The sequence below is a fragment of the Mesorhizobium sp. BR-1-1-10 genome (assembly GCF_020165595.1).
Taxonomy (GTDB): Bacteria; Pseudomonadota; Alphaproteobacteria; order Rhizobiales; family Rhizobiaceae; genus Mesorhizobium; species Mesorhizobium australicum.
Map to the genome: position 1 here is coordinate 1 of NZ_JAIUIL010000019.1, position 15,964 is coordinate 15,964.

The 15,964-nt window shown below is 63.4% G+C and carries 15 protein-coding genes; 13 read left to right on the forward strand and 2 right to left on the reverse strand.

Annotated elements, in window-relative coordinates; genetic code table 11:
• From LB555_RS28510 to LB555_RS28520, 3 genes are all read left to right on the forward strand, one after another.
• Positions 1 to 462, forward strand: a 462-nt coding sequence (locus LB555_RS28510; RefSeq protein ID WP_224684311.1) for a TauD/TfdA family dioxygenase, incomplete at its 5' end; no start/stop codon positions are given.
• Positions 459 to 1,043, forward strand: coding sequence for an HD domain-containing protein (locus LB555_RS28515; protein WP_015317289.1), 585 nt, complete (start codon positions 459 to 461; stop codon positions 1,041 to 1,043). The genes LB555_RS28510 and LB555_RS28515, both read left to right, overlap by 4 nt.
• 28 nt (positions 1,044 to 1,071) lie before the next feature.
• A complete protein-coding gene (locus LB555_RS28520; RefSeq protein WP_140724120.1) occupies positions 1,072 to 1,266 on the forward strand; it encodes a hypothetical protein in 195 nt (64 codons plus the stop codon).
• Here the strand turns inward: LB555_RS28520 and LB555_RS28525 are convergent.
• Positions 1,254 to 3,062: an NAD(P)/FAD-dependent oxidoreductase gene (locus LB555_RS28525; protein ID WP_224684312.1), complete on the reverse strand. Its 1,809-nt coding sequence runs from the start codon at positions 3,060 to 3,062 to the stop codon at positions 1,254 to 1,256. The genes LB555_RS28520 and LB555_RS28525 overlap by 13 nt on opposite strands.
• A gap of 445 nt (positions 3,063 to 3,507) precedes the next feature.
• Between LB555_RS28525 and LB555_RS28530 the strand changes: the two genes are divergently transcribed.
• The 9 genes from LB555_RS28530 (at position 3,508) to LB555_RS28570 (ending at position 14,581) form a co-directional block, all read left to right on the forward strand.
• Positions 3,508 to 5,304 (forward strand): acetolactate synthase 3 large subunit, encoded by a 1,797-nt coding sequence (locus tag LB555_RS28530; RefSeq protein WP_140822173.1) that lies wholly within the window; start codon positions 3,508 to 3,510, stop codon positions 5,302 to 5,304.
• 78 nt (positions 5,305 to 5,382) lie between these two features.
• The gene (gene ilvN / locus LB555_RS28535; protein WP_013894763.1) at positions 5,383 to 5,958 is read left to right on the forward strand and encodes an acetolactate synthase small subunit; all 576 of its coding nucleotides are present in this window, start codon (positions 5,383 to 5,385) and stop codon (positions 5,956 to 5,958) included.
• 424 nt (positions 5,959 to 6,382) lie between these two features.
• The gene (locus tag LB555_RS28540) at positions 6,383 to 6,979 is read left to right on the forward strand and encodes a LysE family translocator (protein ID WP_015317294.1); all 597 of its coding nucleotides are present in this window, start codon (positions 6,383 to 6,385) and stop codon (positions 6,977 to 6,979) included.
• A 235-nt stretch (positions 6,980 to 7,214) separates the two neighbouring features.
• Positions 7,215 to 8,477: an efflux RND transporter periplasmic adaptor subunit gene (locus LB555_RS28545; protein WP_140615751.1), complete on the forward strand. Its 1,263-nt coding sequence runs from the start codon at positions 7,215 to 7,217 to the stop codon at positions 8,475 to 8,477.
• On the forward strand, positions 8,474 to 11,635 hold the full coding sequence (locus LB555_RS28550) for an efflux RND transporter permease subunit (protein ID WP_140660968.1): 3,162 nt from the start codon (positions 8,474 to 8,476) through the stop codon (positions 11,633 to 11,635). The genes LB555_RS28545 and LB555_RS28550 overlap by 4 nt, the downstream gene beginning before the upstream one ends.
• Before the next feature lie 78 nt (positions 11,636 to 11,713).
• Complete coding sequence (nthA, locus tag LB555_RS28555) at positions 11,714 to 12,319, forward strand: nitrile hydratase subunit alpha (protein WP_224684313.1); 606 nt, start codon at positions 11,714 to 11,716, stop codon at positions 12,317 to 12,319.
• On the forward strand, positions 12,316 to 12,975 hold the full coding sequence (nthB, locus tag LB555_RS28560) for a nitrile hydratase subunit beta (RefSeq protein WP_224684314.1): 660 nt from the start codon (positions 12,316 to 12,318) through the stop codon (positions 12,973 to 12,975). Before nthA ends, nthB begins: the two co-directional genes overlap by 4 nt.
• Complete coding sequence (locus tag LB555_RS28565; RefSeq protein WP_015317299.1) at positions 12,962 to 13,327, forward strand: nitrile hydratase accessory protein; 366 nt, start codon at positions 12,962 to 12,964, stop codon at positions 13,325 to 13,327. The genes nthB and LB555_RS28565 overlap by 14 nt, the downstream gene beginning before the upstream one ends.
• A gap of 126 nt (positions 13,328 to 13,453) precedes the next feature.
• A complete protein-coding gene (locus LB555_RS28570; protein WP_140714693.1) occupies positions 13,454 to 14,581 on the forward strand; it encodes an ATP-dependent RecD-like DNA helicase in 1,128 nt (375 codons plus the stop codon).
• Between the two features lie 30 nt (positions 14,582 to 14,611).
• Here LB555_RS28570 and LB555_RS28575 read toward each other — a convergent pair whose 3' ends face one another.
• Positions 14,612 to 15,040 (reverse strand): STAS/SEC14 domain-containing protein, encoded by a 429-nt coding sequence (locus tag LB555_RS28575; RefSeq protein ID WP_015317301.1) that lies wholly within the window; start codon positions 15,038 to 15,040, stop codon positions 14,612 to 14,614.
• Between the two features lie 160 nt (positions 15,041 to 15,200).
• Between LB555_RS28575 and LB555_RS28580 the strand changes: the two genes are divergently transcribed.
• Positions 15,201 to 15,941, forward strand: coding sequence for a pyridoxine 5'-phosphate synthase (locus LB555_RS28580; protein ID WP_224684315.1), 741 nt, complete (start codon positions 15,201 to 15,203; stop codon positions 15,939 to 15,941).
• The last annotated feature ends 23 nt before the right edge of the window (positions 15,942 to 15,964 follow it).

Genomic DNA, 15,964 nt, shown 5'->3' on the forward strand with positions numbered 1-15,964 from the left:
GTCGCGGGGTTGGCGGGCGCGGCCGCTCTTCAAACGGAAAATCCCGAAGGTTTTCGGCTGTTGAGCTCCCATGCGGCGCGGTTCGACTATGCAGGGTCGTCCGGCGTGCGGCTGCAGGCGAAGCGCCCGATGATCGAGCTTGGACCCGACGGCGAACTGATCTGCATCCGCTTCAACAACCGTTCGCTGGCGCCGACCGTCGACGTGCCGTTCGCCGAGATGGGCGCCTATTACGCCGCCTACCGCCGCTTCGCCGAGCTGATCGAGGATCCATCCTTCGAAGTCACCTTCAAGCTTGAGCCCGGCCAGGCCTTCATCGTCGACAACACCCGCGTCATGCATGCCCGCAAGGCGTTTTCCGGCACCGGCAAGCGCTGGCTGCAGGGATGCTACGCCGACAAGGACGGCCTGTTGTCGACGCTGGCGGCGATCGAACACGGCTTCAAGGAGGCCGCGGAATGATCGGCCAGGATCTGAACGCGGACACCATCGTCGAATTCATCGCCGACATTTTTGAGCGCCGGGGCGCCGAATCCTATCTCGGCGAGCCGGTGACGATGTCCGAGCATATGCTGCAAGGGGCTTGGCTGGCGGAACAGGATGGAGCCCCAGACGTGCTGGTCGCCGCCGCGCTGCTGCACGACATCGGCCACTACACCAGCGAGTTCGGCACCTATTCGCCTGACGATGTCGAGGACAAGCACCATGACGAGGCCGGCGGCGAAGTGCTGGCGCCGTTCTTCCCGCCTGTCATCGTCGAGTGCGTCCGGCTGCACGTTGCCGCCAAGCGCTATCTCTGCGCCGCCGACCCGACCTATTTCTCCAGGCTGTCGCCGGCTTCGGTTCATACCTTGTCGCTGCAGGGCGGACCGATGAGTGCCGACGAGGTGGCTGCGTTCCGCGAGAACCCGTTCCATGAGGAAGCGGTGCGGGTTCGCATCTGGGACGAGGGCGGCAAGGTCGCCAATATGCGGACGCGGGCGTTTCGCGACTATGTGCCGTTGCTGCAGCGCGTCGTGCACGACTTCGCCAATCGCCCCTGACGAGACCAATGATCAGGAGGAGACAGCCATGTGCTTCTGCTTCGACGGCGAAAGCGCGGTGGCGGCATACCGGCCCTGCCGCGAGCGTTTGGCTGACGAGGGCGTTTTCACGCCATCGCCGACCAGCCCCAGCGGCGAACTCGCCGCTGCCGCCTTGTTCGACGTCGCCGACGCGGGACAGGTTCACCGTGTCGATGCGGGAGAAGCGACCTATCCCTTGTGATGGACCTGCTGCAATCCATAGACAGGTGTTGGCAAGCCAACCTGCCGGGCTTTGAGCTGCAGCGCCAGATATTGCGAATAGTGGCGTGACTGATGGAGGTTGCCGCCATGGAACCACAGCGCCTCCTGCTGGGTCGGCTTCCACATGTTGCGCTGCTCGCCTTCCCAAGGGCCGGGATCCTTGGCGGTGTTGGAGCCAAGGCCCCAGACCTTGCCGACCTTGTCGGCCACCTCCTGCGAGATGAGGTCCGCCGCCCATCCGTTCATCGAGCCGTAGCCTGTGGCGTAGATCACGAGATCGGCCGGCAATTCGGTGCCATCGGCGAATTTGACGCCGGTTTGCGTCAATTCCCGCACCGCCGCACCTGGTCCGCTCTTGAGCTTGATCGAGCCGTCTATGACCAGGTCGCAGGCGCCGACATCGATGTAGTAACCCGAACCCCGGCGCAGATATTTCATGAACAGGCCTGAGCCGTCATCGCCCCAGTCGAGCAGGAAGCCGGCCTTTTCCAGGTCCGCGTAGAACTTCGCGTCGCGTTCCTTCATCTGCTGGTAAAGCGGGATCTGGAACTCGTGCAGGATGCGATAGGGCAGGGAGGCGAAGATCAGGTCGGCCTTGCGCGTCGTCATGCCGCTCTCCACCGCCTGCTCGGAATAGAGTGCGCTGAGCCCGATATCCATCAACGTGTCGGACTTGACAATATGGGTGGAGGAGCGCTGCACCATGGTGACGTCCGCGCCACCCTCCCAGAGAGCCGCGCAGATGTCGTGGGCGGAGTTGTTGGAGCCGATGACCACGACCTTCTTGCCGCGATATTTGTCGGGGCCGGGATGGGTCGAGGAATGCTGCTGCTCGCCCTTGAAGATGTCCTGGCCCTTGTATTTCGGCCAGTTCGCCTTGCCGGACATGCCGGTGGCCAGCACCAACTGCTTGGGCTTGAGGACGATCTCTTCGCCGTCGCGTTCGACCACGACGGTCCATTCCTTGGTCTTGTCGTCGTATTTCGCGGATTTAGCCGAGGTGGAGGACCAGTAATTCAGCTCCATCACCTTCGTGTACATCTCCAGCCAGTCGCCGATCTTGTCCTTCGGGGCGAAGACCGGCCAGTTCTTGGGGAAGTCGATATAGGGCAGATGGTCGTACCAGACCGGATCGTGCAGGCAGAGCGACTTGTAGCGCTTGCGCCAGGAATCGCCGGGACGCTCGTTCTTCTCAATGATGATGGCCGATACGCCGAGCTGGCGCAGGCGCGCGCCGAGCGCAATGCCGCCCTGGCCACCGCCGATGATCACGACATAAGGCTGTTTGCCGCGGCCGAGTTCGGCGATCTCGTCATCACGCTCCTCGCGCCAGGATTTCCTGTCCTTGCCGTGACCGTGCTTGGCGCCGAGCGGCCGATTGAAACCGGCCTTCTCCTCATGGCCCTTGAGTTCGGCCATGGTGGTGAGCAAGGTCCAGATCAGGTCGCCCTTGAACCGCACCAGGCCGAAGCCGCGCGCCACCTCGGTCTCGAAGGTGATCCAGGCGGTGGTGACGCCGTCCGCTTCGGTCGCCTCCTCGCCTTCGGCCACCCTCCAGTCGCTCGGCCGGGTTCCAGCCAGCGTCGCTTTCAGCATGTCGCGGACCTGCTCCTGGCCCTCCATCGTCCTGAGATTCCAGGTGAAGGTGACGAGGTCGCGCCAGTAGCAATCCGCCTGGAAACAGTTGACCGCCGCGTCGATGTCGCCGGTCTCCAGCGCCTTGCCAAGCTTGTCGAGCAGGGCCTGCGCCTTCGTGGTGGGTGTTCTCTCGAGCATGGTTTCTCCTCCGGTTGTCGGTTTCCAAGAACGCCTGTTCAGGCTTCCACTGGAACAGCAAGCGGCCGGCCAGGACCTCCCTGCCTGGGGATGGGACTCCCATTCGCCGGCAACGCGTCTCCTCCCAGGCACGTCGTCAGCCCGGCATAGTGGTGCGTCGATGGGATGGGCTCAACTGTACTATGGTAGCGCGCGGCGGAGCCGATCTCACGGCTGAGTGAATTCGTGCGGTACCCCATTGACGACCCCGCGACTTCGCCTTTATGGTCCGCCACCATGAAAACGGCACTCATTCTCGTAGGAAGGCGCGTGGGCAAGGCGGTGTAACCGCCGGGCGAAACCCCCCCATGCGCAGACACAGGCTCCCTCGGGGGCCTTTTTTATTGCCTGAAACACGACTAAACGACCAGCAACGCCCAATGGCGGACAGTACGGGACCAGACCGATGAGCAATGGACAGAACGAGCGGCGCGAGATGGCAGGTAGGGAAATGACCGGCGCCGAAATGGTGGTGCAGGCGCTGAAGGACAATGGCGTCAAGCATGTCTTCGGTTATCCCGGCGGCGCCGTTCTCCCGATCTATGACGAGATCTTCCAGCAGGACGAGGTCGAGCACATCCTCGTGCGGCACGAGCAGGGCGCCGGCCATGCGGCAGAGGGATATGCGCGGTCGACCGGCAAGGCCGGCGTCATGCTGGTGACATCGGGTCCCGGAGCCACCAATGCGGTGACGCCGCTGCAGGATGCGCTGATGGATTCGATCCCGCTGGTCTGCCTGACCGGTCAGGTGCCGACCTCGCTCATCGGCTCCGACGCGTTCCAGGAATGCGACACGGTCGGCATTACGCGGCCCTGCACCAAGCACAACTGGCTGGTGAAGGACGTCAACGAACTCGCCGCGACCATCCACGAGGCCTTCCATGTCGCGACGACCGGCCGTCCCGGTCCGGTCGTGGTCGACATCCCGAAGGACGTGCAGTTCGCCAAGGGCTTTTATGTGCCGCCGCAGATCGCGCCGCGCACCAGCTACCAGCCCAAGGTCCAGGGCGACCTGGAGAAGATCAAGGCGGCGGTCGAACTGATGGCCGGCGCCAGGAAACCGGTGATCTATTCTGGCGGCGGTGTCATCAATTCCGGCCCGGAAGCGAGCCATCTCTTGCGCGAACTGGTCGATCTCACCGGTTTCCCGATCACCTCGACGCTGATGGGGCTCGGCGCCTACCCGGCGTCGGGCAAGAACTGGCTCGGCATGCTCGGCATGCACGGCACCTACGAAGCCAACATGGCCATGCATGACTGCGACGTCATGCTCTGCATCGGCGCGCGCTTCGACGACCGTATCACCGGCAGGCTGAATGCGTTCTCGCCGAACTCGCGCAAGATCCACATCGATATCGATCCGTCCTCGATCAACAAGAACGTCCACACCGAAGTGCCCATCATCGGCGATGTCGGGCGGGTGCTGGAAGACATGGTGCGGCTGTGGCGGGCAACCGCCAGGGCCGACAAGAAGGCGCTCTACCCCTGGTGGGAGCAGATCGCCAAATGGCGCGGGCGCGATTCACTCGCCTTCAAGATGAACAACGACGTGATCATGCCGCAATACGCCATCCAGCGGCTGTACGAGCTGACCAAGGACATGGACACTTACATCACCACCGAGGTCGGCCAACACCAGATGTGGGCGGCGCAGCATTATCATTTCGAGAAGCCGAACCGCTGGATGACCTCGGGCGGGCTGGGCACGATGGGCTACGGGCTGCCGGCCGCGCTCGGCGTGCAGATCGCGCATCCCGACGCGCTGGTCGTGGACATTGCCGGCGATGCTTCGGTGCAGATGACCATGCAGGAGATGAGCGCCGCCGTGCAGCACGACGCGCCGATCAAGATCTTCATCCTCAACAACCAGTATATGGGCATGGTGCGCCAGTGGCAGCAGCTGCTGCACGGCAACCGGTTGTCGCATTCCTACACCGAAGCGATGCCCGACTTCGTCAAGCTGGCCGAGGCCTATGGCGGCCACGGCATTCGCTGCGACAAGCCAGACGAACTGGACGACGCGATCAAGGAGATGATCTCGGTCAGGAAACCGGTGCTGTTCGACTGCCGCGTGGCGACGCTCGCCAACTGCTTCCCGATGATCCCGTCTGGCAAGGCGCATAACGAGATGCTGTTGCCGGACGAGGCCACCGACGAGGTAGTGGCCAATGCAATCGACGCCAAGGGCAGGGAACTGGTGTAGACGACGAACCGGGGCAGGGCTTGTCAAGATAAGCCGTGCGGAAACAGATAGTTAGATCAAGAACTTGAGATTCATGTCATGAACGCACAGCACCTTCAACCCACCGGCTCCGCCTACTTTATCGCCAAGGAGACCGAGAGGCCGGAAAACCACACGCTTTCCGTGCTGGTCGACAACGAACCGGGCGTGCTTGCCCGGGTCATCGGCCTGTTTTCCGGCCGTGGCTACAACATCGAGAGCCTGACGGTCTCGGAAACCGAGCATGAAAAACACCTGTCGCGCATCACCATCGTAACGCGCGGCACGCCGCATGTGCTGGAGCAGATCAAGCATCAGCTCGAGCGCATCGTGCCGGTGCATCGCGTGGTCGATCTCACCGTGCGTTCGCACGAGTTCGGACAGGAGCGGCCGCTGGAACGGGAACTGGCGCTGGTCAAGGTTGCCGGCACCGGCGAGGCCCGGGTCGAGGCGCTCAGGCTCGCCGACGCGTTCCGCGCCAGCGTCATCGACGCCAACACCGAGCATTTTATCTTCGAGATCACCGGCAAGGGCTCCAAGCTCGACCAGTTCATCGCCATCATGAAGCCGCTCGGCCTGGTCGAGATCTGCCGCACCGGCGTGGCAGCCATGAACCGCGGCCCGCAGGGGATGTAGCAGTCATACGAAATTAAAGTTCAGCAATCACGGTCGGGCGAGGCGATCCGAAAAGCGAACTGAGACTTGGTGGCGCATGACCCCACGACAAGATCTGGTGATACATGTGATGATGTACGCACTGATCGCATACTCGATCTGGGTGCTTGCCCACGGCTGGGTGACGATGACAGTCCCAGCCTTACGAGGCAATGAATGGGTTGTCTATGCGGATAATCCAACCAGATTCTGGGACCTGATCTTCTTCCACGCGGGGTCCATTGTCATCTTCAGTTGGCTTCTCTGGGCTCTGAAGTATCGCCGTCGGAACTGACGCGCCGCTGGCCGTACAGGCGGATCACTGCGGCGCGCATTGGACCACTCGAATGACGTTGCGTCCGGCGCCGGTCGATTTAAGTCAGTATTGCTGACCTTTGGAGCCGTCATGACCCTCGACGCCTTCCTTGCCCTGCTGCTCTACGCCCTGGTGACCTCGGTCACGCCGGGCCCGAACAACTTTATGCTGCTGGCGTCGGGCGTGAATTTCGGCATCGTGCGGACTATCCCGCATATGCTCGGCATCAGCATCGGATTTCTCGTCCTTTTGCTTGCCGTCGGCTTTGGGCTTGGGGCGGTGCTGACCGCGTTCCCCGCGCTGCACACCGGGCTTAAGATCGCCGGCGCCGTCTATCTGCTCTACCTCGCCTGGAAGATTGCCATGTCGCGCTCGCTCAGCGGCAAGGGCGAGACGGATGCGCGGCCGATGCGATTCATCGATGCCGCGGCCTTCCAGTGGGTCAACCCCAAGGCTTGGGTGATGGCAATCACCGCGATGGCCGTCTATACCAATCCCGAACGGCCATTCTTGTCCGTCATTCTGATCGGCGTGGCCTTCACCGTGGTCAATCTTCCCAGCGTCTCGGTCTGGGCCGGATTCGGCACGGCACTACGCGGCTTCCTGTCCGACCCGGTGCGGTTGAAATGGTTCAACATCGCCATGGGCGTGCTGCTGGCGGCGACGCTTTGGCCGATGCTGCGCTAGATAAGGCTGCCCTCTCGGAGGCCATTTTTCGGAGCCCATCCGGCTTCCGGCTTTGAGGATAGCCGGCTGCACAGCTATTGTGCAGTGCACATTAAATCTTCGTAATGCCGTGTTTTGGCCCTTTTCCGACAAACCCGCGTCCTATCTATTCGGCGAAATCGCGGCAGTGAGCCGGGAATTGCGCTAGAATGCGACCACCTGGCTATGGCGTGTCGGACGGAGAGGTCTTTTGTCGATGCGTGGAAAAGTCATGCTTTCATTGCTGGCGGTCGCCTGTGTCGGCGCGGCCTGGCTCTATCTGTCGCCGGACGCGCTGAATAAGGCTCAGCAGTTCCTCGGCGCAAAGCAGGTCGCCGCGACAGACAAGCCAGCGACCGAAAAGCCAGCGGCGGGGGACAAGGCGGCGGGTGGCGGCAACGGTGCCCGTTCGGCCTCGATCGTTTCGGCGACGGCGACGACCGCGGATTTCCCGATCCGCCGCTATGCCATCGGGTTCGTCTCCTCTCCGGCCGTGGTCAACATCAACGCGCGCGTCTCCAGCCAGATCGTGTCGATCGACGTCAAGGACGGGCAGATGGTGAAGGCGGGCGACCTCCTGTTCTCGCTCGACGATCGGGCGCTGAAGGCGCAACTCGCCAAGGACCAGGCAGCGCTTGCCAAGGACCAGGCGCTGCTCGCCAGCTCGAACTCCGACCTTCAGCGCGCCAAGGACCTTGTCGCCAAGCAGGCCGGTACGCAGCAGACCTACGACCAGGCCGTTGCCGCGCAGAAGGCGGCGGCGGCGACCGTCGATGCCGACAAGGCGACGATCGACGCCGACAATGTCCAGCTTGGCTTTGCCACCATCACCGCGCCGATCGCCGGCAGGCTGGGTGCCGTGAATGTCGCCGTCGGCGACCTCGTCACCGTCAGCAACGGCAACAGCAGCACGGCGACGCCACTGGTGACCATCACCCAAATGGACCCGCTGCAGGTCAACTTCAATCTGCCGGAAAGCAACCTTGCGCTGCTTCACAAGGCGCTTGCCAATCCGCAGCAGAACGCGGTGACGTTGATCCAGAACGGCGACCCGACGCCGATCGGCAAGGGCACGCTCGATTTCGTCGATTCCAGCGTCGACACCGCATCGGGCACGATCGCGACGCGGGCAAGTATTCCGAATGCCGATCTTTCCCTTTGGCCGGGCCAGTATGTGAATGTCGTGCTCGACGCCGGCATCATGCCGCGGATGACCTCGGTTCCGACCGTGGCGGTGCAGCCCAGCCAGAAGGGGCCGTTCGTCTACGTGGTCAAGCCGGACAGCACTGTCGAGATGCGGCCGGTGCAGGTGGCGCTGACCGAAGGCGCAAACAGCGCCATCAGCCAGGGGCTGAAAAGCGGCGAGAAGGTCGTCACCGAGGGCCAGACAAGGCTGAAGAACGGCGCCGCGGTGCATGAAGGCAAGGCGGCCGCGCCGAAGGTTGCCGAGGCGACCAACGCCGGCGAGGCGGCCCAATGATCTCCGAATTCTGTATCCGCAGGCCGGTCGCCACCCTTCTGATGTCGTTCGCCCTCGTGCTGGGCGGACTGTTCGCCTACAAATTCCTGCCGGTGGCGGCACTGCCGAGCGCCGAATTCCCGGTCGTCAACGTCTCGGCCTCGCTGCCCGGCGCTTCGCCGGAAACCATGGCCACATCGGTGGCGACGCCGCTGATCAAGCAGTTCGCGACCATCGCCGGCATCGATTCCATTTCGACCACCAACTCGCTCGGCCAGACTTCGATCGCCATCCAGTTCGTGCTCAACCGCAACATCGACGCGGCCGCCGCCGACGTCCAGGCGGCGATCGCGCGCACGCAGAAATCGCTACCGCCGCAGATGACGGCGCCGCCAAGCTACCGCAAGGTCAATCCGGCCGATGCGCCGATCCTCTTGATGTCGCTGGTCAGCGACACGGTGCCGCTGACCGACCTCGATGCCTTCGCCGAAAACGTCATCTCGCCGTCGCTGTCGACCATCGACGGCGTCGCGCAGGTCTCGATCTTCGGCCAGCAGAAATACGCGGTGCGCATCCAGATCGATCCGACCGCGCTTGCCGCGCGCGGCATCTCGATCGATCAGCTGCAGGCGGCGGTCGCGTCCGCCAACAGCAACACGCCGCTCGGCGTGCTGCAGAACAACAAGCAGCAGCTCACCATCACCGCCAACACGCAGCTTACCGACGCGGCCGGTTTCTCAAACCTCATCATCGCTACCAAGAACGGCCACCCGGTGCGGCTGGGCGAGGTGACCCGTGTCGTCGATTCAGTGCAGACCACCACGACCGCAAGCTGGTATGACGGTACCCGCGCGATCATCATGGCGGTGCAGCGCCAGCCGGACGCCAACACGGTCGACGTCGTCGACAAGGTCAAGGCGATGCTGCCGTCCTTCCAGGACCAGATGCCGGCCGCAGCCCAGATCAAGCTGCTCAACGACCGCTCGAGCTCGATCCGCCAGGCGGTCGACGACGTGCAGTTCACGCTGCTTTTGACCATCGCGCTGGTGGTGATGGTGATCTTCGTGTTCCTGCGTCGCGTCACGGCGACCATCATCCCGGCCGTGGCGGTGCCGATCTCGCTGATCGCCACGCTCGGCGCGATGTTCCTGTTCGGCTTTTCCATCGACAACATATCGCTGATGGGCCTGACGCTCGCCGTCGGCCTTGTCGTCGACGATGCCATCGTGATGCTCGAAAACATCTTCCGCCACATGGAGGAGGATGGGCTGTCGGCATTCGACGCGTCGCTGAAGGGCGCGCGCGAAATCGGTTTCACCATCATCTCGATCTCGATCTCGCTGGTGGCGGTGTTCATCCCGGTGCTTCTGATGGGTGGCGTGATCGGGCGCATCTTCAACGAGTTCGCCGTCGTGGTGACCGTCGCCATCCTGGCCTCCATGTTCGTGTCGCTGACGCTGACGCCGATGTTGTGCTCGCGGCTGCTGTCGGTGACCAAGGCCGACCGCGAGGCACATGGTGCTGGCCACAAGCGCGATTTCCTCACGCGCGGCTACGATCGGATTCTGAGCTTCTGCCTGCGGCACACCTTCCTGGTGTTCCTCGTCTTCGTCGGCACCGCGGCAGCCTCGGTGTGGCTGATCGAGGTTTCGCCGAAGGGTTTCTTCCCGCAAGAAGATATCGGCCAGATTTCGGTGACCACCATCGCGCGCCAGGACATTTCGTTCGACGCCATGGCCAAGCTGCAAGGGCAGGTGGCCAGCGTGTTCTCGAAGTCACCCTATGTCGACCATGTGGCGTGGTCGGCGGGCAGCGGTAACAATGCGCTGAACCAGGGACAGCTCTTCGTCCAGCTCAAGGGCAAGGACCAGCGTCCCGATATCGAGAAGGTGCTTGCGGATCTGCGCAAGCAACTGGCCGGCGTGGCGGGCATCGAGACCTACATGCAGCCGGTGCAGAATCTGCGGCTCGGCTCGCGCTCGTCGGCCAGTGCCTACCAGCTTGTGGTTCAGGGCCTCGATACCGGCCTGACGGATCAGTGGGCGCAGAAACTGAATGACGCGATGGCGGCCGACCACACGACCTTCACCGACGTCACCAGCGACCTGCAGAACAACGCCTTGCAGGCGACGCTGGTGGTGGACCGCGACAAGGCCGCCCAACTCGGTATCGACACCGACACGCTGCGCTCGGCTCTTTATGGCGGGTTCGGCACCGACCAGGTTTCAACGATCTTCGGCTCGGCCGACAGTTACGAAGTCATCGCCGAACTCGATCCCAAGATCGAATGGTCGCCGGAGCGGATGCTTGCCATCCAGATGCGGACGGCGAGCGGCAGCCTGGTGCCGCTCGGCGCCTTCGCCAGGGTCGACCGCACGGCCGGAGCCTTGACGGTCAACCAGCTCGGCCAGCTTCCGGCGGTGACGATCTCCTACAACCTGCCGCAGGGCGTGGCGCTGGGCGACAGTGTGAAACGCATCGACGCGCTGAAAGAGCAGATCGGCATGCCGACGGCGATCTCCACGACCTTCGCCGGCACCGCCAAGACCTTCCAGGATTCGCTTGCCAACCAGGGCCTGCTGGTCGGCGGCGCCATCCTGACCATCTATATCGTGCTCGGCATTCTGTATGAGAGCTTCATCCACCCGCTCACCATTCTGACCGGCCTGCCGTCGGCTGTGCTCGGGGCGGTTGTCGCCTTGCGCTTCGCCGGCATGGATCTGTCCGTCATCGCGGTGATCGGCATCCTGATGCTGATCGGCATCGTCAAGAAGAACGGCATCATGATGGTCGACGTCGCGCTTGAACTGCGACGAGAGGGCATGTCGGCCACCGATTCCATCCACAAAGCCTGCCTGATGCGGTTCAGGCCGATCATGATGACGACGCTGGCGGCACTGATGGGCACGTTCCCGATCGCGCTCGGCACCGGCGCCAGCGCGGAACTGCGCCAGCCGCTGGGCGTTGCCGTCGTCGGCGGCCTGCTCGCCTCGCAGGCGCTGACCCTGTTCGTGACACCGGTGATCTACGTCTACATGGAGAATTTCTCGGGCTGGCTGGTCGGACTCATGCCGAAGCGCAAGGCCGAGTTGCACCTGGTCGAAGAGGGCGACCAGCCCTCGCTGTTCGGCACCAATGACGACATCCCCGGTGAGCCGCAGAAGACCGCCGCCGAGTAGCAGGTCGCCACGCAGCCAGTTCCGCTGGCCCAAGCCGTGATACTTGCGGCCGGCGGATCGGAACTTTAGTTTGCCGTCATGTCCCACGATCATGACCACGACAACGAACTCGATCCGTTTGCCGCGCGGGTGCGCGCGCTGGAAACCATCCTGACCCGCAAGGGGCTGATCGATCCGGCTGCGATCGACGTCATTGTCGATACCTACGAGACGAAGATCGGTCCGCGCAACGGCGCCCGGGTGGTGGCCAAGGCCTGGAGCGATCCCGCTTTTGCCGCGTGGTTGAAGCGCGACGCGACGGCGGCGATCGAATCGCTGGGCTATACCGGCCGGCAAGGCGAGCATATGCAGGCGGTGTTCAACACCGGGAATACCCACAACCTCGTCGTCTGCACATTGTGCTCCTGTTATCCGTGGTCGGTGCTTGGCCTGCCGCCGGTGTGGTACAAGGCGCCGCCCTACAGGTCGCGCGCGGTGATCGATCCGCGCGGCGTGCTCGAGGAGTTCGGGCTGGTGCTGCCGGCCGGGACGAAGATACGCGTCTGGGATTCGACAGCGGAACTGCGCTATCTCGTCGTGCCGATGCGACCGGAGGGAACCGAAGGCTGGAGCGAGGAGCGGCTGTCCGAGCTGGTGAGCCGCGATGCCATGATCGGCACGGCTCTGGCGAGTCACCCGGCATGAACGGGCCGCAGGATCTCGGCGGACAGATGGGTTTCGGGCCGGTCGCGCCCGAACGAGACGAGCCGTATTTCCATGCCGACTGGGAGAGGCGGGCGCTCGGCTTGACGCTCTGCGCCGGCGGCATGGGCGCCTGGAACATCGACGAGAGCCGGCACGCACGGGAATCGCTGCATCCGGCCGATTATTATGGCTCCAGCTACTATCAGATATGGATCAAGGCGCTTGAGATCTTGCTCAAGCGGCATGGTTTCGTCAGCGAGCGCGACCTCGGGGCGGGCGAGGCGATCGATCCGGCGGCGACACCCAAAAGAGTGCTGAAGGCGGAAAACGTTCCCGCTGTGCTGGCCAAGGGCGGTCCTTGCGATCGGCCGGTGGAGATAGCGCCACGCTTCAAGGCCGGGGATTCTGTGCGGACGAAAAACTTCAACCCGACCGGCCATACCAGGCTGCCGCGCTATGCGCGCGACAAGCTGGGCACCATCGAGGCGGTGCGCGACGGCTTCGTCTTTCCCGACAGCAACGCGCATGGGCAGGGCGAGAATCCGCAATGGGTCTATACCGTGGTTTTCGATGGCACGGAAATCTGGGGCGAGGGCGCCGACCCGACACTGACCGTCTCGATCGACGCCTGGGAGAGCTATCTTGAGCCGGCCTGAAGCGAAGGGATCCGCCGCCAGTTTGCCCGCCGGCTTCGACGCACCGGTGTTCGCCGAGCCATGGCAGGCCGAAGCCTTCGCCATGACTGTGGCACTGCACGACAAGGGCCTGTTTTCGTGGAACGAATGGGCGGATGCCCTGTCAGCCGAGGTGAAGAAGCCGGATGCCGCGGCGGACGGCCATGACTATTACGAGCATTGGCTGGCGGCGCTGGAAGGGCTGCTCGCCTCCAAGGGGCTGGCTGCCAAGCCGGACGTCGATGCGATGGCGCGGGCCTGGGAGCGCGCCGCGCACGCCACGCCACACGGCAAGCCGATCCTGCTGGAGAACGATCCGCACGCTGCCAACTGAATTTTCGTTCCCTTTACGTTCTTGCCTGCGGCTGATAGCCTGAACAGCAGGGAAGTTCGCCACCGGCGTGTCGATGGTGGTGGCGGCGATCTTGTGTTTGCCTCGCGAATCCGGTCACACGATCAGATGGAATTTTCACCCCAACAAGACGAGGCGCTGCAAGCGGTCGCGCGCTGGCTGAAGACCGGCACGCCGCAGTTGTTCCGGCTGTTTGGCTATGCCGGCACCGGCAAGACGACGCTGGCGCGCTATTTCGCCGAACATGTCGACGGCCAGGTGCAGTTCGCAGCCTTCACCGGCAAGGCCGCCCAGGTGCTGCGCTCCAAGGGCGCGGTCAACGCCCGCACCATCCATTCGCTGATCTACCGGCCCAAGGGCGAGGAATCGGTGGCCGACGAGGTCACCGGCAAGACCTCGATGTCGCCAACCTTCTCACTCAACCGGCAGAGCCCGATCTCGCGCGCCAAACTGGTCGTCATCGACGAGTGCTCGATGGTCGACGAGCAGCTTGGCCGTGACCTGATGAGTTTCGGCACGCCGATCCTGGTGCTGGGCGACCCCGGTCAGTTGCCGCCGATCTCGGGTGGCGGCTTCTTCACCGACCATGAGCCGGACTTCCTGCTGACCGAAATCCACCGGCAGGCGCGCGACAATCCGATCCTGCGGCTGGCGCTCGACGTGCGCGAGGGCCGCGAATTCATGCGTGGCGACTATGGCACCGCGAAGGTGATCGGCAAGGAAGACGTCAATCAGGAACTGGTGCTGAGGGCGGACCAGGTGCTGGTCGGCACCAACCGCACGCGGCGGCGCTACAACCAGCGCCTGCGCGAGCTCAAGGGCTTCAATGCCGATTATCCGCAAGCCGGCGACAAGCTGGTGTGCCTGCGCAACGATCCCGCCAAGGGTCTGCTCAACGGCTCGCTGTGGAAGGTGATGACCTCGTCGCGCGAGACGGTCAAGCCCGGCATCAATCTTCTGGTTTCACCCGAGGAGGACGATCCGGATCGCGGCGTCGCGAAAATCAAGTTGCTGAAGGCGGCGTTCGAGGATCCGGACGCGGAAATCCCTTGGCAGCAGAAGAAGCGCTTCGACGATTTCGACTATGGCTATGCGCTGACGGTGCACAAGGCGCAGGGCTCGCAGTGGAACGAGATCGTGCTGTTCGACGAGAGCTGGGCCTTCAAGGAAACGCGCCAGCGCTGGCTTTACACAGCCATCACCCGGGCCGCCGAACGCCTGACCATCGTCAGGTAGAAAGCTCGGCGGGTAGCCGGGAGAACCGTTTCATCCTCTTTCTGGAGCGGCGGTCGCCTCCTCACTCGTCGGCCGCGCGCCGAGCCATTCCCAGGCAGCGGCTTCGTCCTCGATCTTGAAATGCCTGAATTCGACGGGCGAGGAAGCCGGCAAGGCGTGTCGTGCGTTCGGCGTCCAATCAGGGGCGCCGATCGCCGCGCAACGGCCAATATGTTCCAATGCATGGACGGCACCCTTCTTGATGGTCTCGTCTGAGATGTCGGCCCAGTCGACGCCCTCATGATCGACTATGCGCACGGCCACGTCGATTTTCTGATGGAGCAAATAGGCCGCCTCCAGCAGGCCGAACAGGTTTTCGGCATCGGCGGCCGAGACATGGCCGACCACATCGATGGCAAAGAGGTCGTCGCGGCTGGTCTCGATGCGTCGGATCGCCGGCACGGATTGGAGGAAATTCAAGGTGGTGCCTCCCTTTCGTGGAGTATGTTGGTCTTCTGGAACACCGGAAAGGCCCTATCTGTTCCCGTCAAAGACGCTATAGATGCGCCGTCTCAAATGCGCCGTGCCGGAACGAATGAGGGTGGCGCGCCTCGATCGCCTGTTTCACGGACGCCAAACCATGCCAGCCAAGCTTTCCGTCAACCTCAACGCCATCGCCATGCTACGCAACCGGCGCGACCTGCCGTGGCCCAATGTGATCGCTGTCGGACGCCTCGCCCTTGCCGCCGGAGCGCATGGGCTGACCGTGCATCCGCGCCCCGACGAACGTCACACAAGGCATTCCGACCTGCCCGAGATCAGGGCGCTGATCGACGACGAGTTCCCGCGGGCGGAATTCAACATCGAGGGATACCCAAGCGAGGATTTCCTGGCGCTGGTGGAGAAGCATCAGCCCGAACAGGTGACGCTTGTGCCCGACGATCCCTCCCAGGCAACCTCCGACCATGGCTGGAACTTCGTCACCGATGCGGCGTTGCTGACGCCGATCGTCAGACGCCTGAAGAAGGGTGGTTTCAGGGTCTCGCTGTTTTCCGATGCCGATCCCGCCGGCATGGCGGCCGCGCGCGACACGGGCGCCGATCGTATCGAACTCTATACCGGTCCTTATGGCAGCTACCATTCCGATTCGGGTAAGGCGGCCAAGGAACTGGAAAAATTGGGCAAAACCGCTGACGCGGCATTTGCCGCCGGTCTCCAGGTCAATGCCGGGCACGATCTGACGGTGGCCAATCTGCCCGCGCTGGCCAGGCGCATTCCGGCACTGGCCGAAGTGTCGATCGGACATGGGTTGACAGCCGACGCGTTGGAGTATGGCATGGCCGGAACGGTGGGCCGCTTCCTCAGGGCCTGCGGCTGGTAGGGGGTAGTGCTTCGTATTGGTAT